Origin of the sequence: Polynucleobacter sp. AP-Kaivos-20-H2 (assembly GCF_018882215.1) — a bacterium.
Classification (GTDB): Bacteria; Pseudomonadota; Gammaproteobacteria; order Burkholderiales; family Burkholderiaceae; genus Polynucleobacter.
This window is the reverse complement of the sequence record NZ_JACVOX010000002.1, coordinates 330,832-347,173: the sequence shown is the minus strand read 5'-3', so window position 1 is coordinate 347,173 and position 16,342 is coordinate 330,832. Positions and strand designations below refer to the sequence as shown.

The window sequence follows — 16,342 nt, the reverse complement described above, 5'->3', positions numbered from 1 at the left end:
GGCCTTTTTTACAAATTGGGCAAATGCTTTTTTAAAGGTGGTTCTCATGATCTAATATTAGATCAAATATGATTTTATAACAAATCAACAAAAATGCCAAGAAATACCTGAAGTTTTGTATTGGTAAATAATGAGAGCGTGACAAATAAATTTAAATAAAAAGATGGCTCAAGCAAATACTTACGATTACATCATCATCGGAGCAGGTAGTGCTGGCTGTATGCTTGCTAAGCGCTTGACTGAAAACCCCAACAAGAAAGTCTTGCTGATTGAGGCGGGTAAAAATGACAACTACATCTGGATCCATATTCCAGTTGGGTACTTATATTGCATTGATAACCCAAGGGCAGATTGGCGTTTTAAAACGGCTGCTGAAAAAGGCTTAAACGGACGATCTTTGTTATATCCGCGTGGCCGTGTTTTGGGTGGATGTTCATCCATCAACGGCATGATTTATATGCGTGGTCAAGCGGGTGACTACGAGTCTTGGGTTCAGGCAACTGGTGACGATTCTTGGTCTTGGGAAAATGCCCTTAAGCGTTACAAGTCATTTGAGGATTATCACGGCGCTGCAAATGAATGGCATGGTAAGGGCGGTGAGTGGACTGTTTCAAAGCAGCGCTTACGTTGGCCCATCATGGATCGATTTAAAGAGGCGGCAGTTGAGGCAGGTATTCCGGCTTCAGAGGACTTCAATTGTGGCGATAACTTTGGTGTGGGTTACTTCGATGTGAGTCAACGCGCTGGTTGGCGCTTAAATACATCGAAAGCTTTTTTAAGGGATGCTGCAAAGCGTCCTAATCTCACGGTATTAACTCAAGCTGTTGTGAGCAAACTCAAAATTGATCCTGCTACTAAAAATTGTCTTGGGGTTGAGTATATTAAGGATGGCCAATCCCGCGAAGCCTTATGTTCTATCGAGCAGGGTGGAGAGGTGCTATTGAGTGCAGGCGCAATTGGTAGCGTACAAATTCTAGAGCGGTCCGGTGTTGGCGCTGCCGCACATTTAAGCCAATTAGGTATCCCTGTTATCGCTGATCTCCCAGGTGTTGGCGAGAACTTGCAAGATCACTTACAACTGCGCATGGTTTACAAGGTCAATGGCATTAAGACCTTGAACACTAAAGCCAATACGCTTTTAGGAAAGATGATGATTGGCTTAGAGTATCTCTTCAAGCGGTCTGGCCCAATGTCGATGGCGCCATCTCAGTTGGGCGCATTTGCCTATAGTTCTCCAGAACAAAAGCGTGCCAATGTGGAATATCACGTGCAACCATTGTCATTAGAAAAGTTTGGTGAAGACTTGCATTCGTTTAATGCCTTTACGGCAAGCGTTTGCAATGTACGCCCTACCTCGCGGGGTAGTGTTCACATTAACTCGACCGACCCCGAAGCGCCACCAGTGATTAGTCCGAATTATTTGTCGACTGATGAAGATCGCAAGGTAGCAGCAGAATCTTTACGTCTCACGCGCAAGATTGTGGAACAGGCTGCGCTGGGGCCGTACATGCCAGAAGAATATAAGCCTGGGAGGCAATATCAAACCGACGCTGAATTAATCAAAGCGGCGGGGGATATTGGTACAACCATCTTTCATCCGGTAGGCACATGCAAGATGGGGCGTGAAAACGATCCGATGGCAGTACTTGATTCTGAATTACGCGTGAGAAGTATTCGTCATCTGCGTGTAGTCGACGCTTCGGCGATGCCTACGATTACCTCGGGTAATACTGCCGCTCCCACAATGATGATCGCTGAGCGCGTAGCGGAATTGCTGACGCGTGCCTAAGACTTCGCAGAAGGCTTACTCGCTGCCAGCCAGTCATTTATTACTGGCGCTGGCCATCGTGGCAGTTTGGGGTACAAACTTTGTAGTGATTAAGTTATCACTTGCAGCTTTTCCACCATTTTTATTCGCTGCACTGAGATATACCTTTGCATTTTTTCCTCTGGTCTTCTTTGTGCCAAGACCTAAAACATCTTGGATTAATCTTTGCATTTATGGTTTGGCTGTAGGCGTGGGGCAGTTCGGGATTCTTTATTTTGCGATCGATGGCCGTATCTCCCCGGGCCTCGCTTCTCTGGTGATTCAGACCCAGGTATTTTTCACTATCGGCTTTGCGATGTTTTTTGCCAAAGAGCGTTTGCGCACCTATCAAATGCTGGCGGTGCTAGTTGCTATGGCTGGCTTGGCAATTATTGCGTTGCACACTGATGCCACAACCACCTTCTTGGGCCTTGCCTTGGTGGTATTTACTGGCTTTTCTTGGGGGGTTGCCAATACGGTTAGCCGCAGGGCGGGCTCTATTAATATGCTGGCCTATGTGGTTTGGGCAAGTGCTTTTGCGATTCCTCCTCTATTTACGATTTCTTTCCTTTTTGAGGGTGGGTGGGAGCACATGAATATTTCCTTAACCTCAGCCCCAGTAGGGGCATGGGCTGGTGTTCTTTGGCAGTCTTGGGGAAACACCATCTTTGGTTATTCAGCGTGGGCCTGGCTCCTTTCTAAGCATCCAGCGGCAGTGGTGGCGCCTGCGCCTTTGCTGGTACCTATTTTTGGCATGGGAGCAGCAGCCTATTTTTTGGGGGAGTCATTGCCCTTATGGAAGATCTTGGCGGCGGGCTTGGTGATAGTTGGACTGATCATCAACCTTTTTTGGCCAAACATTGAGCGTGGCCTTAAAAAGCGATTTTCATAAGTCTCTAGGGCTAATGTAAAACCCTAATACAAAGCCCTTTTTTTGCCTTTGTATTAACAGTAAGATAACTGTTCGTTTCGGTTTTACCTATAAAAAAGTATTTATTAATTAGCAATTTTTAGTCATGGAGACTTTATGAACATTCGTCATCACATTTTTGCAGTAGCCGCTGCTGCAATGCTTACAACCGGCGCTCATGCTGCCGATATCAAACTTGGTGTTGCAGGTCCATTTACTGGTGGTTCATCTTCAATGGGTGTCAGTATGCGTGACGGTGTTCGCCTTGCTGCAAAAGAAATTAATGCTGCTGGTGGTATCAACGGCAACAAAATCGTTTTGGTTGAGCGCGATGATGAAGCGAAAAACGAGCGTGGCGTACAAATTGCACAAGAATTGATTAACAACGAAAAAGTAGTTGCTACTTTGGGTTACATCAATACCGGTGTTGCATTGGCTTCACAACGCTTTTATCAAGAAGCAAAGATTCCAGTATTCAATAACGTTGCAACAGGTACATTGATTACCCATCAGTTTCCAAATGCTGCTGAAAACTATGTTTTCCGTAATGCTGCAGCTGACAATATTCAAGCCCCAATGATCGCTAAAGAAGCGGTTGAGAAGCGCGGCTTGAAAAAAGTGGCAATTTTGGCTGACTCAACAAACTACGGCCAGTTAGGCCGCGAGGACTTAGAGAAGGCATTGAAAGGTTACGGCGTAACTCCAGTTGCAACTGAAAAGTTCAATATTGGTGACGTTGATATGACTTCACAATTACTCAAAGCAAAAAATGCTGGTGCTGATGTAGTTTTGACTTACGCAATTGGACCTGAGTTAGCGCAAATTGCTAACGGTATGGCAAAGTTGGGTTGGAAAAAACCAATGATTGGTAGCTGGACATTGTCAATGGCTAGCTTTATTGATACAGCTGGTAAAAATGGTGATGGCGCAAATATGCCGGAAACTTTCATTCAAAGTCCTGCAACAACTCCAAAGCGCAAAGCTTTCGTTGAAGCTTACTTGAAAGACTTCAAACCTAAGAATGGCATCATTGCATCTCCGGTTTCTGCTGCTCAAGGATACGACTCTGTTTATTTGTTGGCTGCCGCTATCAAGCAGGCTAACAGCACAGAGGGACCAAAGATCTTGGCAGCATTGCAAGATCTGAAGCCTCCTGTTGAAGGCGTTGTGATTACTTACAACAAGCCATTCACTGCAACCGATCATGAAGCTATCAAATCCAAAGACGTAGTTATGGGCGTAGTTGAAAGTGGACGCGTTCAGTTCTTAAATGCTGAGGACGCAACAGCGAAAAAGAAGTAATTTAAGCTCTAGGGCAGGCAATTTAAATATTTATTTTGCACTGCAGCATTAGATAAAGCAAAACGCCGCCTAAAAGCGGCGTTTTGCTTACAATGTCGGATTCGTTAATAAAACAGTTTTAAGAATATTTAGGCCAATAACATGGACATGTTTGCACAAATCCTCTCGAGCGGCATAGCGGTGGGGATGATCTACGCGGTCATCGCTTTCGGCTTTCAGCTCACATTTGCCACATCTGGCACCTTGAACTTCGGTCAGGGTGAAGCACTGATGTTAGGTGCTCTTGTAGGTTTAACTTGCGTAGATACCTTTGGCATGAATTACTGGGTGATGATTCCAGTGGTTTGCTTGTTTGGTATGTTGCAAGGTAGCTTCGTTGAGCTCATCGGCGTCCGTCCTGCAATTAAGATTAAATCGGAGTTTGGTTGGATTATGTCTACCATCGCACTCGGTATTATTTTTAAGAACGTGGCTGAAAATATTTGGGGTCGTGATGCATTGCCATTTCCTTCGCCTTTACCAATGGAGCCAATGAGTTTCTTGGGTGCAAATATTCTGCCAATGGAAATTTTAGTGGTCGTTGGCGCGTTGGTGATGATGTTGTTGGTGGAGTTCTTTAACCGCAAAACTATTTACGGTAAAGCGGTTGTTGCGACAGCAAACGACCGTGATGCAGCTGGCTTGATGGGTATTAATACCAGCGTAGTCATTACCTTCTCTTATGCACTTTCTTCTTTAACAGCAGCGTTCGCGGGCGTATTGATTGCACCGTTAACCCTGACTGGCGCAACCATGGGTGGCGCACTAGGCTTGAAGGCTTTCGCAGTTGCAATTATTGGCGGCTTATCTAGCGGTCTTGGCATTATTGTTGGTGGTTTGATTCTCGGTATCGTAGAAACAGCAACCGGTTTTTATATCTCTACTGGTTACAAAGATGTGCCCGGCTTGATCTTGCTATTGCTCGTGTTGGCGTACAAACCATCTGGTCTCTTTGGCAAATCTGCGATTAAGAAAGTTTAATGATGAAATTGAAGTCTCTATTACCTATATTGATTGCGATTGCGGGCCTGATTTGTTTGCCCCTCTTTATTCACAACCCTTACTACATTCACTTAGTTGAAACGATTCTGATCTACACCATTTTGTTATATGGTTTGGATATTGTTGTCGGTTATGTTGGTCAGGTTTCATTGGGGCATGCAGCCTTATTCGGAATTGGCTCGTATACCGCTGGTGTTTTGTATTTCCACTTTGGTATGCCAATCTGGGTCAATATTCCAGCCGCTATTGTTGTTACCGCAATCTTTGGTGGCATCTTAGCTTTGCCAGCATTGAAAGTAATTGGACCTTATTTGGCGATGGTGACCTTGGCGTTCGGTACGATTGCACAGATTCTGATTAATGAGATGACTTGGTTGACCGAAGGGCCTTTGGGCATCAAGATTCCAAAGCCAGAGTTAATGGGTGTCCCAATGACGAAGGCAGAGTACTTCTGGTTGGTTTCTGCAGTTTTGATCATTTCTCTGATCGTAGTCGACCGTTTTGTAAAGTCTCAAATTGGCCGCGCATTCGAAGCATTGCGTGACAGCCCAATTGCTTGTGACTGTATGGGTGTATCTGTTTATCGCTTTAAGGTGATCGCATTTGTGATTAGCGCCGGCTTTGCTGGTTTGGCTGGTTGCTTATACGCTTATTCAGAGCAATATATTTCACCAAATACTTATAACAATGAGTTGGCTGTTCTCTTCTTGCTCGGCATCATTATGGGCGGACGTAAGTCTCGCTTGGGCGCATTGATTGGTGCTGCCATCATTGTATTGTTGCCAAAACTCTTGGACGACATCAATCTATTCCGCATCGTTGCTTCGGTTATTGCAATCGTGGTGGTTGTGGGTGCTGGCATGGCTTTATCTAAGAAGATCACTACTCCTAAGCGTGTAGCTCTTCCTATCATCGGCGTAGTGGGCTTAGCAGCATTTTCATTCTGGTTGAATAGCATTTCTGACTGGCGTTTGAGTATTTTCGGCTTCATGATTTTGCTAGTGGTGTATTACTTGCAAAGCGGTATCGTTGGTTTTGCGAAAAGCTTCTACCAAGCGATGGTTGGCAAGGCGAAAACTACTCGCGGCGGTGATCACGAAGAAGTGGATGATTCTATTAGCTTCATCAGTACTGTTGCCAATCAAAATACGGGTGCCGAGCTTCTGAAGGTGGATTCTGTATTGATGCAGTTCGGTGGCTTAAAGGCATTGAACAATGTTGACCTCAGCATCAAGCGCGGCACTATTCATGGCCTGATCGGTCCTAACGGCTCAGGTAAGAGCACGATGATGAACGTGTTGACTGGTATTTATGTGCCCACAGCCGGTAACGTGTTGTACGCAGGCGAAAGTGTTGTTGGTAAAACTTCTTCCGATATCGCCTTGTCTGGTATCGCACGTACCTTCCAAAACGTTCAGCTCTTCGGTGAAGTGACGGCGATCCAAAATATTTTGGTTGGCTTACATCACACCTTCAAATCCAACATGGTGGAGATTGCATTACATCTGCCACGTTATAAGAAAGAAGAAGCTGAAGCGCATGCTCGTGCCATGGCATTGCTCAAATTCGTTGGTCTAGATGATTTGGCGAATGAAGAAGCGCGCAACTTGCCATATGGTAAGCAACGTTTGCTTGAGATTGCTCGTGCATTGGCATTGGATCCAGAATTGCTCTTGTTGGATGAGCCAGCTGCTGGTTTAACTGCGCCCGACATCAAAGAGCTCTTGCGCATTATTCGTAAGATCCGCGATAGCGGTATTACCTTCATCCTGATTGAGCATCACATGGATGTGGTGATGTCAGTTTGCGATACCGTTTCTGTATTGGACTTCGGTCAGAAGATTGCAGAAGGTAAACCAGCTGAAGTTCAGGCAGACGAGAAGGTGATTCATGCCTACTTGGGCACTTAATCACTAGAACATATTGAATCGGTAAATACCATGTTATCTATTAAGAATCTTGAAGCAGGCTACGGCAAAGTTAAAGTCCTCCATGGCATCAATATTGATGTTCCTAAAGGACAGGTAATTACTTTGATTGGCTCAAACGGTGCCGGCAAAACCACTACCATGCGCGCTATCACAGGCATGATCAAACCAACAGCCGGTGAAGTGACATTGGGCGGAGAAAAAATTGACGGTTACGACTCTCATAAAATCGCCCGCCTAGGTTTAGCTCACAGCCCTGAAGGCCGCCGCGTGTTTACGACCATGTCCGTCACTGACAACTTGTTGCTTGGTGCGTTTCCACGCTTCACAGGTAGCCGCCCAAAAGGTGACATCAAGCATGACTTAGAAAAGTCTCTTGAAATGTTCCCACGTCTCAAGGAACGTCGCAATCAATTGGCTGGTACTTTGTCTGGCGGTGAGCAGCAGATGTTGGCAATGGCTCGTGCTGTGATGCTGAACCCAGAGATCATTCTTTTGGATGAGCCATCTATGGGTCTTGCTCCAATCTTGGTTGAGGAAGTATTTAGAATCATCTCTAACTTGAAGTCGCAGGGCGTAACGATGTTGCTAGTTGAGCAGTTTGCTGCTGCCGCTTTAAACGTAGCCGATTACGGTTATGTTCTGGAGAACGGCAAGATCGCTACTCACGGACCTGCTGCCAAGCTTAAGGACGATCCTACTGTGAAGGCTGCTTATTTGGGTGGCGCTGGTGGCCACTAAGTAATTGTCTAAGCCGAAAGTAATTAAAAAGCCCTTAGCAATAAGGGCTTTTTTCTTTAGCTGGATAAGAGTTTTATAGCCTCTCGAATCAGCAAAGCGCGATATCCCATATAAAGGGCAACCAAAGTAAATCCAAAAAGAAAGAGTTTGGGAATGAGTGCGCCTTCAGCTACGAGTTCACTATTCAGTAGGCCTATGGCCACTGCAAGAAAGAAGACGGCACCCAAGCTCAATACAACCCAATTTTCATTGCTGATTACTTGTTGGGTTTGGTTGTTATAGGCAAGTACTTGAAAGCTATCGCCCTTTAGGTAGCCCGACACGGTCATCTGATCACCATCGGCAATCCGCATGGGAGCGGAAAACTTCGCTTCGACCGCTGCATTACCCAAATTAAATTTGGAAATAAAAAAGCGTTTGTAATACTGCGAAGAATGGTCATGAGTAGGCTTTTCTGGGTTTACATATTCTAGTAACTCGTTATTGAGGTTGCTGACCACCCCAGAAATGGTGCTGATTGAGCTAGATAGAAAATTGCTTGGTTTAATAATTGACATCAGCAGAACTCCCAAAAGGCTGAATATAAGAATAAAGATACAGGATGCTAAAGGTCTTTTCATCAGCTTGAGAGTCCTTTAAGAATCAGGCTGATTGCAACGAAAAATGTCAAAACAGAAAAAATTTGCTGCAGTCTTGGACCGCTGAGCTTTTTGCCCATGCCCCTGCCAATCAACAAGCCAAGCAAGGCTCCCAATGCAAAAGGTGCTGCAATTGCAAAGTCAAGGCTTCCTGACATGGCGGAGAAAAGGGTGCCACCCCCGGCAATAATGGCAAGTACACCCAATGATGTCGCGACTATTGAGTTGATAGGTAAGTCGGTATAACGCTTGAGCGCAGGAACAATCACAAAACCTCCGCCGACACCAAGGAGCCCCGATAGTAGGCCCGCTAATCCACCTGAAAACATTAATGCTCTAGCGCAGGGAACATTCCAAGAGAGCTTGCCTCTGGAGGAATCCAGTAAACATGGTGGCGGAGACTTTCCTGCGAAATCAGGTATGCCTTTAATTTCTTTGTGCGCTTGCCGATATAGTCGAATGGAAACGTAGAACAGTGTGCAGCTAAAAAGAATTAATAGCGGAGCATTCGGTATGCGCTTCGATGCCCATAATCCAATTGGAGAAAGTATCAATCCAAAAATCGCCATGAATCCAGCGGCTTTATATCGAAGAATCTTGTTCTTCAATCCCAGTAGTGCGCCAACCCCTGCCGAGAGTGCAATTGCAGCGAGGGAGATTGGAGCTGCCTCAGCTACTGGTAAATGCAGGATAAATACCAGCAATGGAACTGACAGGATCCCACCACCAGCGCCTGTAAGGCCCATTAATAAGCCCACAATAAGACCTAAGCCGGGGCTGATAAAGATTGAGTAGTCCATTGAAATTAATTTTATATTAAGATAATATATAAATATATATATCAATTACTCTTTTCGAGAATAAATGTAGTAATGCCAAGAAAGGCCTTTGTGAATTCAAGCTCTCATGCTGATGTTAAAGCGTTTTTTGATCCAGAAACCTGGACTTTTACCTATGTTGTTTATGCGGGAAAGGAAAGTTCCTGCGTGGTAATAGATTCAGTCCTAAATTATGACTCTAAATCCGGTAGAACCTCTACTCGGTCTGCAGATGAAGTCATAGGCTTTATTCAAAGTGAGCAATTGCAGTTGGTTTGGATTCTAGAAACCCATGCGCATGCAGACCATCTTACAGCAGCGCCTTATATCCAGAGTCAGTTGGGCGGGAAAATTGTCATTGGAGATCATATTACTAATGTGCAAAACGTTTTTAAGGATGTTTTTAATCTGGATAAGCAATTTGCTGTTGATGGATCGCAGTTTGATCACCTATTAAAAGATGGTGAATCCCTATCATTTGGAGCCCTCTCGCTAAAAGCGCTTTATGTGCCTGGCCATACTCCTGCTTGTATGGCTTATGAAGTTGGAGATGCTTTATTTGTTGGGGATACTCTATTTATGCCAGATGTTGGTACGGCGCGTTGTGACTTTCCTGGGGGTAGCGCCCAGACTTTATATGACTCTATTCAGAAGGTGCTGTCTTATCCTGATGAGACTAAGTTATATATGTGCCATGACTATCCACCTACGGATCGTCCTGTGGCGTATTGCACAACCGTTGGCGAGGAGAAGAGGTCCAATATTCATGTGCATACAGGCATCAGTGAGAAACAGTTTGTACAGATGCGTAATAAACGTGACGCAACTCTAGATATGCCTAACCTCATACTGCCATCCATACAGGTGAACATACGCGCAGGCCATCTGCCTGAGCCAGAGGCCAATGGTAAATCCTACTTAAAAATCCCTTTGAACGCTCTTTAATATGGCTCTAACTAAATCCGAGCTAAAGAAAATGCAAGCGTCAGCCGCAGATGCTTGTAAATTAATGAAGGTCTTATCCAATAGTGATCGCATGATGCTGTTATGTGAAATTGGCCAGGGTGAAAAATGTGTCAGTGAGCTAGAGGCTGCTTTAGACTTGCATCAACCCACCCTGTCTCAGCAATTAACGGTTCTTCGCAAAGAAAAGCTAGTCAAGACACGTAGAGAAGGTAAGCAAATTTACTATTCCCTGGCTAGCGAGGTTGCTGTAGCAGTAATGGGCTTACTCTATAAGTACTATTGTAAAAAGTAGTGGATTTGATTAAAGGCAATCATGCGCTCAATCGACTTGGGGGTTAGCCCGACGTATTTTTTTAAAAGCATGCAGTATGAAAACTACTAAAAAAAGTAATCCAGTTATCCAATGAGTGTCAACGGTTATGTCTCTTATCTCTTCTGGGCCGTAATAGAGTAGGGCGCCAGAAATGAGTAGTGCAGCAAGAAAGCCCAGTTGGCCAAAGCCACTCCACAACTGCTTTCTGGACTTACAGCCCGCCTTGATATGGAATGGCATTACTGATCCAAGGGCTAAGGTAGCCAGCATTGCAGCTATGCCATGAGCTGCAAGAATGCTATGGGTGCCAAGGGTAGATCTTTGTATCTGAAATTCATGCCCAAGAAGATACATCAGGCCAGTGATTGAACAGGCCATCATGCCGCAGATGACAAACGTTCTTTGCCAGTGAGGCATCTTCCCAAGGCGGCTCACGCGGCAATCCTCAGTGCTTGTGCTGAGAAATGGCTAAAGCAAGGGTGATGCTCATTATTAGATAGGGCCAAAACTTTTGTAAGCGCATCTGCATAAACACATTCTTTTGCAAGAATGGAGAATGATCCAGCAATCTCCATATGAATCCCAGATAAATTCTGAGCCAGAGGATTCATGATGTGACTCCTCAGGCCATCTCTTTTGGCAAAGTAAAGGCTGCTTGTAGCAATGGCACCATCTTTCAAGGAACCAATTTCAATCAACTCCTCAGGACTCTCTGGATGACGAACTTGAATTGGGAAGGAGGTGTTCCCAAAAACCCGTAGGTCACCACCAGCGTTAACTGAGCCAGATGTGATGCCCTCTGATATTAGAACTCTAACCGCCATATCTACTGCAAACCCTTTTGCGATTCCGCCCAGATCAAGGCAGACCGGGCGGGAAGACTCCAGTAAGTCGGGCGCTAAGAAGTGAATATCTTCAACGCCACCGAGATCATGATTCGAGAAAGTGATATGCCGGGGCAATAATCCTGCAGCAACTAGACGATGGCCGATTCCACAATTAAATAAGCCATCAGATTTAAGATGAACTTCTTTTGCTATTCGGATGACTTGTGCAGTCCAAGGGTGAATTTCTACCGCCTCTAAGTGGGCGTGCTGATTGATTTGGCTCAGCTCGCTTTCAGGATTATGAAATCCCATGAGGTCATGAATATTTTGAATGGCTGCAAAAGCATTATTAATAGCCTCTTGCCCATCATCTTGATTTATGGAGATCTCTACAAATGTGCCAAGAAGTGGTTTGCAGCGAGTCATTTTGCTTTAGGCATTTGAACTGGTGTGATTCTTTGAGAGGCATTCTTCAGGGCCAAGTCATACAGAACTGCGACCCGCTTTATTCCATCAGTGAGGTGTTTGCAAGAAAGTGTTGCGCCACCAATATTCTGAATATCTTGATTAAGTTTTATGGGGTCATTTGCTGTCTTGCCTACAAACTGTTTCCGCCACTGTGCTTCTGCCACTTCATAACCATAAGACTCAACGTATTCCAGAACTTCAATCCCTGCGATGCTGCCATTCGGTTTGAAGGCAACGGCATAAGTAATCATTTCATGTTTGCCCACCACTTCATCGATCACTAGCCAACTTCCATCGGCACTCTTCCATATCCGATCACCCTGAAAGGGATGGCGAATGCTCGATGCGATACGCATCTTTTCTTGCAGATCATCTGTAGTGATGATGGGATACTTCGCCAGTATTTTGTTGGGGAAAAGAATTTTCTGGGCTTGCTCTGCAGTAATATAAATTTTTGCATGAGCAATGATGGGCGCACTAACCATTGCTATGCCAACAAGAGCTAAAGGGTTGGGTTTCCAGATCATGGGGGGGATATTCGGGTAATTAATTTAGGCGGTAAGTAATTCATTCGCTTCATTACAAAGCGTTTGGATGTCGGGGTTGATGTCCTTGATATTGGAGAGTGTTTCAAACATCATCAATGCTCTCTCCTTGGCTGCTTGACATTGGGTAGCTTGAAACTTCAACAAGTGAGTAAGAGCTGCAACCAATAGATTTTGGGTTTCCATAAGTTCTTTCATTGAGTTTTTAATTAAGAGGGAAGCCAACTTTGACAATGAATTCATTCACTGAATGACTATCCCAAACACGTGCGTTAGAGCATTCAGCCTCTCCGCCACTCATACAGGTTCCGCCTGCTAGCTGATAGCGCCATGCGCCCGTGACCCACCAATCTTTCGCCGCATAGTGCATATTGGGGCCTACAAAAGTAGCTCTTTGCACTTGATTGCGTAAATTCAACTCTGAATAGTCGTTATGAAACCGGGCCTCTACGCCAGCAGACCATTTGGGTGCAAAGCGATAGCTTGCACCCACTAGGAAATCGAGCATTGATTCAGGAACATTGCCGTTTTCAATAAACTTTAAGCGTTCATTCGCAGCAACAACATTACCTGCCAAAATTAAGCGATCATCAATAAAGTTAGATTGCAGCAATAGCCTTGCCTCTAACTCATCTTTATTTTTACCCCATGTTGGTTCTAGATAAAGACCAACACCCACGGGCGATGTTACTGGATTGGTAATGCGATAGATTGCCTCAAGAGATCCGCCTTCAATTCCACTTTTCTTATACGCTGTAGATGGGTCATGCGAAGAGGGAACGCCGTAACCGCCGGTGCAGGATGGGGTATCTCCGCATGCTTCTGGATTGGTGTAATTTTGATTTGCATTGGTGTAGTAAGAATTGATATAACCAGCTATTTGCAAGTCATTGGTTAATCCGTACTCCAACTCCGTTCTTGCAGTCCATGCATCATAAGTTCCTGCTGCTTGCTGTTGATTTAGTTGTAGTCGCTGCTCAAATTCCAACTTGCCCTTAGGCTGCAAATCTAGGGTGTAGATCCAGCCGAACACCCCTTCACCTGCATGGGCTAAAGAAAAGTGAAGCGTTGCTAATAAAAAGAGGCTAAACGCAAGAAGTCTATTAATGGTCAATTTCATGGTCCCTTGAGGTTGGTGGTTATCAATCTAAATGAGAATGGTTCTCAATATAGCATTAGATGAGAATGATTCTCAACTAAATAAAATAACCATTGCCTTAGAAATGGCGGAACCTATAGGCCTATTCTTTTTTGCTTGTAAGATTTCCCCAATGAACGCCGAGTCCCTGGAAAAATTGGTTTTAATGAAGATGCCTTTTGGTAAGCACGCAGGGCGTGCTTTGGCTGATTTGCCAGGAAACTATTTAGCTTGGTTTGCTCGCGAAGGTTTTCCCAAAGGCGAGCTTGGTGAATTATTGGAATTAATGCACACCCTAGACCACAATGGTTTGCGTGGACTCTTGGCACCAATCCAACGGGCGCATGGCCTGCAAGCTAAATCTAAATTACTTTGAGCGAATAATCAGCGTGACGCGGTTACGCTCGTAAGTCACAGTTGCTGATTCTGGCGGACTGCTTTGAATTAGGCTTGCCTTTAACTTGGCCTGCGATTCAATTTGCAAGGAAATCTGTTTTGCAAGAGTGTCATTGCGGTCATATTGAATCTGAATGCTAGCTATCTTGCCCGACTTGATATTGTTAATGACATCATTGAGCTTGCTTGGGGAGTAATCGTCAAAAAATATGGGATACCATCCGCCAACGAGAGTCTTTTGCCCCTTGATGTCATGGGTCTGCACCGATGTATTGTTTGTATTGCTGCCTTCACCTACGGGTAAGTGAAAGTCAATCCCCGTCTTTTGTACCAACTCTTGATAGGAGATTGGCGGAGTCATAGTTGCTTCATCGGTGTTTTCAATCCAATATCCCCAAGCAGTATTTTTATTGGAGTCGTATACCAACTTATATAAGTGGCTGGGAATCGTTACATGACTTCTACCAATACTGCCGCGGTTTCCAATCGAACCCGTGAATACGTAAATGTCGCTAGCAGCTCTTTTGACATAAGCCCTCGTTGGCTCCTCTACATTTTTGGCCCAGATTCCCTGATTGTTTTGCCTTGCCTGCGGCATCATATTGGCCAATGAGAAAGATTGAGCCATTGAGCGTTCGTTACTCATGTCGCCTGCTGGGGCGTTATGACCCCTATCAAAGCCGCTTCCACGGTAATCTGAGAGTAGTGCCCGTTCGGAGAAGGGAAGTCTGGCTTCTTCGTAAAACTGGTTACTTCTGCGCGGGTGCGGGGCGGAAAGCTGCTCCCGATTAAGCTTCTCAATGGTATAGATTGGCTTTTTATCCTGAGGAGAGTAGTAGATGGCAAAGCTATCAAAGCAAAGGTCGCGCCCCACCTGCGGACTCGTCGGTATTTGCTGAGCTGGAAATAGATCCCTGCAGTCTTCAAAAGCCGCCAGTGCATTTAATGAGGCTGAAACTGCTACAAGGGCAAGAAGGTTACGGATGAATTTCATGGGCTCTTAGTGTATGACCTCCACCTCCCATGAACCTATATTTTTATCTTGGGCTAGCTCCACAGCCAATAAGAATCAGAACTCTTTTGATCATTTTTTATATATTCAAAGTGCATATTTTCTTGAAGACGGCCTTGTAAATACTGCTTTGCAATAACGCTGCCTTGATACTACCCCTAGAAAATTACAGGTATGAAAGCACTAGATGTATGATTTTTTGGGTTAAATTTTTGGCCAAAAACACAAAAAAGTCCCATTTAAGCCAATTTTTTATAGAGTGAAATTAGTGCCCCCTAACTTATATAAGCTATTGATTTTATTGACTTATATATGTCTCTAGCGATCTGTATACGGGATCTCCCGGATTCCTAGATCAATAAGTTATTGATTTCCACTTCTTTATTCTTGACTTGATATAAGAAACTTCTTAGGATGACCCATGTTTTTTAGATATTGCAATGCAGCATAAAACGTTAGTCTAGTTTTTTGAGGTCTTGCAAACAATGAATGAGTAAATGTTTAGCTAACAATTTGAGTGATATGCAGAATGCACAGTCAAGCACTTTGACTGCTAAAAAGCTGCTAGCGTACGCAATGGCTCCGGTCTATCGGGTCATTAATGGCCTGCTCGTTTTAACTGTGTTCATGGTGATTGGGTTTTGGCTTTCAGGCAACGGCACTAATGCCGGTGCTTTTGACTTTGCCCGTATCCTTGTTCCTGATGAAGCGCGTCACATGGTTTGGAGCAACGGCTTTGGCATGCTCAATCAATATAAAGAGTCCAATGAGGTATCAGCCGTCCAGGCCGCTGATACTGAGATCGCCACTGTGATCTATGGCAAGTCTAAGACTCCTGCTTCAATTGGTTTCACTAGTTCCAAGCAGCAGACCGTGGCTTTGTTGATGCCTTCTGTGGCGCAAATGCAGGTGAAGTCAATTTCTCATCTGTCTGATCGCATCCCAACATCAAAGATGGACCCTCAGGCTTTGGATAGCAACTTAATGGGTTCGATTCAGAATCAACGTGCCGTAGCTGACTTCTTTGAGAAGAAATACAGCCTTGATCGTTCGAAGATTGAAGAGTATGTTTCAAACACGATTTTGATTGCAAAAGAGGTCAACATCGACCCAGTGCTTTTGTTGGCAGTAATCTCAGTGGAATCTAACTTCAACCCTAACACCAAGAGTCATGCTGGTGCTGAAGGCCTCATGCAGGTGATGACTTCAGTACATAAAGATAAGTATGCAATCTTTGGTGGAACTTCTGAGGCTGCTAAGCCTGAAGTGAATATCCGTGTTGGCGCCTATATTTTGAAATACCTCATCGCTACAGCTGGTTCATTACGCAATGGTTTGAAATACTACGTTGGCGCTGCAAATGCCGAGGATGATGGCGGCTACGCAGACAAGGTGATGGCCGAAAGAAATCGTCTGATTGGTTTATGTCAAAATCGTTCGACTAATCGCTTGACGCTGAACGGTAAGGATTTGCGCTCCTAAGTTCATGGAC

The 16,342-nt window shown here is 44.7% G+C and carries 18 protein-coding genes; 10 read left to right on the top strand and 8 right to left on the bottom strand.

Annotation, left to right across the window (positions count from 1 at the left end; all coding sequences use genetic code 11):
* The first annotated feature begins 163 nt into the window (after nt 1-163).
* From ICE89_RS06160 to ICE89_RS06135, 6 genes are all read left to right on the top strand, one after another.
* Nucleotides 164-1,789 (top strand): GMC family oxidoreductase, encoded by a 1,626-nt coding sequence (locus tag ICE89_RS06160; RefSeq protein ID WP_216265231.1) that lies wholly within the window; start codon nt 164-166, stop codon nt 1,787-1,789.
* A 22-nt stretch (nt 1,790-1,811) separates the two neighbouring features.
* Complete coding sequence (locus ICE89_RS06155) at nt 1,812-2,699, top strand: EamA family transporter (protein WP_216265550.1); 888 nt, start codon at nt 1,812-1,814, stop codon at nt 2,697-2,699.
* Nucleotides 2,700-2,834: 135 nt separating this feature from the next.
* The gene (locus ICE89_RS06150; protein ID WP_216265230.1) at nt 2,835-4,019 is read left to right on the top strand and encodes an ABC transporter substrate-binding protein; all 1,185 of its coding nucleotides are present in this window, start codon (nt 2,835-2,837) and stop codon (nt 4,017-4,019) included.
* 141 nt (nt 4,020-4,160) lie between these two features.
* A complete protein-coding gene (locus ICE89_RS06145; protein WP_072583996.1) occupies nt 4,161-5,039 on the top strand; it encodes a branched-chain amino acid ABC transporter permease in 879 nt (292 codons plus the stop codon).
* Nucleotides 5,040-5,041: 2 nt separating this feature from the next.
* Nucleotides 5,042-6,970: an ATP-binding cassette domain-containing protein gene (locus tag ICE89_RS06140; protein WP_216265549.1), complete on the top strand. Its 1,929-nt coding sequence runs from the start codon at nt 5,042-5,044 to the stop codon at nt 6,968-6,970.
* A gap of 30 nt (nt 6,971-7,000) precedes the next feature.
* Entirely contained in the window at nt 7,001-7,729 is a 729-nt protein-coding gene (locus tag ICE89_RS06135) for an ABC transporter ATP-binding protein (RefSeq protein ID WP_216265229.1), read from the top strand.
* A gap of 56 nt (nt 7,730-7,785) precedes the next feature.
* Here the strand turns inward: ICE89_RS06135 and ICE89_RS06130 are convergent, their stop codons facing one another.
* On the bottom strand, nt 7,786-8,286 hold the full coding sequence (locus ICE89_RS06130; RefSeq protein WP_216265228.1) for a hypothetical protein: 501 nt from the start codon (nt 8,284-8,286) through the stop codon (nt 7,786-7,788).
* A 62-nt stretch (nt 8,287-8,348) separates the two neighbouring features.
* Nucleotides 8,349-9,167, bottom strand: coding sequence for a sulfite exporter TauE/SafE family protein (locus ICE89_RS06125; RefSeq protein WP_216265227.1), 819 nt, complete (start codon nt 9,165-9,167; stop codon nt 8,349-8,351).
* Nucleotides 9,168-9,239: 72 nt separating this feature from the next.
* On the opposite strand from ICE89_RS06125, the gene ICE89_RS06120 reads away from it, so the two are divergent.
* Nucleotides 9,240-10,130 (top strand): MBL fold metallo-hydrolase, encoded by an 891-nt coding sequence (locus ICE89_RS06120; protein WP_216265226.1) that lies wholly within the window; start codon nt 9,240-9,242, stop codon nt 10,128-10,130.
* 1 nt (nt 10,131) lies between these two features.
* The gene (locus tag ICE89_RS06115) at nt 10,132-10,443 is read left to right on the top strand and encodes a metalloregulator ArsR/SmtB family transcription factor (protein WP_216265225.1); all 312 of its coding nucleotides are present in this window, start codon (nt 10,132-10,134) and stop codon (nt 10,441-10,443) included.
* A 27-nt stretch (nt 10,444-10,470) separates the two neighbouring features.
* On the opposite strand, the gene ICE89_RS06110 is transcribed toward ICE89_RS06115, so the two are convergent.
* Genes ICE89_RS06110 through ICE89_RS06090 form a run of 5 tightly spaced genes read right to left on the bottom strand, consistent with a single transcriptional unit; the run spans nt 10,471 to nt 13,424 of the window.
* Nucleotides 10,471-10,899 (bottom strand): hypothetical protein, encoded by a 429-nt coding sequence (locus tag ICE89_RS06110; protein WP_370625340.1) that lies wholly within the window; start codon nt 10,897-10,899, stop codon nt 10,471-10,473.
* The gene (locus tag ICE89_RS06105; RefSeq protein ID WP_216265224.1) at nt 10,896-11,717 is read right to left on the bottom strand and encodes an FAD:protein FMN transferase; all 822 of its coding nucleotides are present in this window, start codon (nt 11,715-11,717) and stop codon (nt 10,896-10,898) included. The genes ICE89_RS06110 and ICE89_RS06105 overlap by 4 nt, the downstream gene beginning before the upstream one ends.
* The gene (locus tag ICE89_RS06100; protein ID WP_216265223.1) at nt 11,714-12,286 is read right to left on the bottom strand and encodes an FMN-binding protein; all 573 of its coding nucleotides are present in this window, start codon (nt 12,284-12,286) and stop codon (nt 11,714-11,716) included. The genes ICE89_RS06105 and ICE89_RS06100 overlap by 4 nt, the downstream gene beginning before the upstream one ends.
* A gap of 24 nt (nt 12,287-12,310) precedes the next feature.
* On the bottom strand, nt 12,311-12,502 hold the full coding sequence (locus tag ICE89_RS06095; protein WP_216265222.1) for a hypothetical protein: 192 nt from the start codon (nt 12,500-12,502) through the stop codon (nt 12,311-12,313).
* A gap of 7 nt (nt 12,503-12,509) precedes the next feature.
* Entirely contained in the window at nt 12,510-13,424 is a 915-nt protein-coding gene (locus ICE89_RS06090; protein ID WP_216265221.1) for a DUF6662 family protein, read from the bottom strand.
* A gap of 151 nt (nt 13,425-13,575) precedes the next feature.
* Between ICE89_RS06090 and ICE89_RS06085 the strand changes: the two genes are divergently transcribed.
* Nucleotides 13,576-13,818, top strand: coding sequence for a DUF3820 family protein (locus ICE89_RS06085; RefSeq protein WP_215359302.1), 243 nt, complete (start codon nt 13,576-13,578; stop codon nt 13,816-13,818).
* Here ICE89_RS06085 and ICE89_RS06080 read toward each other — a convergent pair.
* The gene (locus ICE89_RS06080; protein WP_216265220.1) at nt 13,810-14,832 is read right to left on the bottom strand and encodes a DNA/RNA non-specific endonuclease; all 1,023 of its coding nucleotides are present in this window, start codon (nt 14,830-14,832) and stop codon (nt 13,810-13,812) included. The genes ICE89_RS06085 and ICE89_RS06080 overlap by 9 nt on opposite strands.
* A 507-nt stretch (nt 14,833-15,339) precedes the next feature.
* On the opposite strand from ICE89_RS06080, the gene ICE89_RS06075 reads away from it, so the two are divergent.
* Nucleotides 15,340-16,332, top strand: coding sequence for a transglycosylase SLT domain-containing protein (locus ICE89_RS06075; protein WP_216265219.1), 993 nt, complete (start codon nt 15,340-15,342; stop codon nt 16,330-16,332).
* The last annotated feature ends 10 nt before the right edge of the window (nt 16,333-16,342 follow it).

Coding starts and splice junctions, on each gene's coding strand:
- ICE89_RS06160 (WP_216265231.1), top strand. CDS start 164: ATGGCTCAAGCAAATACTTACGATTACATCATCATCGGAGCAGGTAGT.
- ICE89_RS06150 (WP_216265230.1), top strand. CDS start 2,835: ATGAACATTCGTCATCACATTTTTGCAGTAGCCGCTGCTGCAATGCTT.
- ICE89_RS06145 (WP_072583996.1), top strand. CDS start 4,161: ATGGACATGTTTGCACAAATCCTCTCGAGCGGCATAGCGGTGGGGATG.
- ICE89_RS06140 (WP_216265549.1), top strand. CDS start 5,042: ATGAAATTGAAGTCTCTATTACCTATATTGATTGCGATTGCGGGCCTG.
- ICE89_RS06135 (WP_216265229.1), top strand. CDS start 7,001: ATGTTATCTATTAAGAATCTTGAAGCAGGCTACGGCAAAGTTAAAGTC.
- ICE89_RS06130 (WP_216265228.1), bottom strand. CDS start 8,286: ATGTCAATTATTAAACCAAGCAATTTTCTATCTAGCTCAATCAGCACC.
- ICE89_RS06125 (WP_216265227.1), bottom strand. CDS start 9,167: ATGGACTACTCAATCTTTATCAGCCCCGGCTTAGGTCTTATTGTGGGC.
- ICE89_RS06120 (WP_216265226.1), top strand. CDS start 9,240: ATGCCAAGAAAGGCCTTTGTGAATTCAAGCTCTCATGCTGATGTTAAA.
- ICE89_RS06115 (WP_216265225.1), top strand. CDS start 10,132: ATGGCTCTAACTAAATCCGAGCTAAAGAAAATGCAAGCGTCAGCCGCA.
- ICE89_RS06105 (WP_216265224.1), bottom strand. CDS start 11,717: ATGACTCGCTGCAAACCACTTCTTGGCACATTTGTAGAGATCTCCATA.
- ICE89_RS06100 (WP_216265223.1), bottom strand. CDS start 12,286: ATGATCTGGAAACCCAACCCTTTAGCTCTTGTTGGCATAGCAATGGTT.
- ICE89_RS06095 (WP_216265222.1), bottom strand. CDS start 12,502: ATGAAAGAACTTATGGAAACCCAAAATCTATTGGTTGCAGCTCTTACT.
- ICE89_RS06090 (WP_216265221.1), bottom strand. CDS start 13,424: ATGAAATTGACCATTAATAGACTTCTTGCGTTTAGCCTCTTTTTATTA.
- ICE89_RS06085 (WP_215359302.1), top strand. CDS start 13,576: ATGAACGCCGAGTCCCTGGAAAAATTGGTTTTAATGAAGATGCCTTTT.
- ICE89_RS06080 (WP_216265220.1), bottom strand. CDS start 14,832: ATGAAATTCATCCGTAACCTTCTTGCCCTTGTAGCAGTTTCAGCCTCA.
- ICE89_RS06075 (WP_216265219.1), top strand. CDS start 15,340: ATGAGTAAATGTTTAGCTAACAATTTGAGTGATATGCAGAATGCACAG.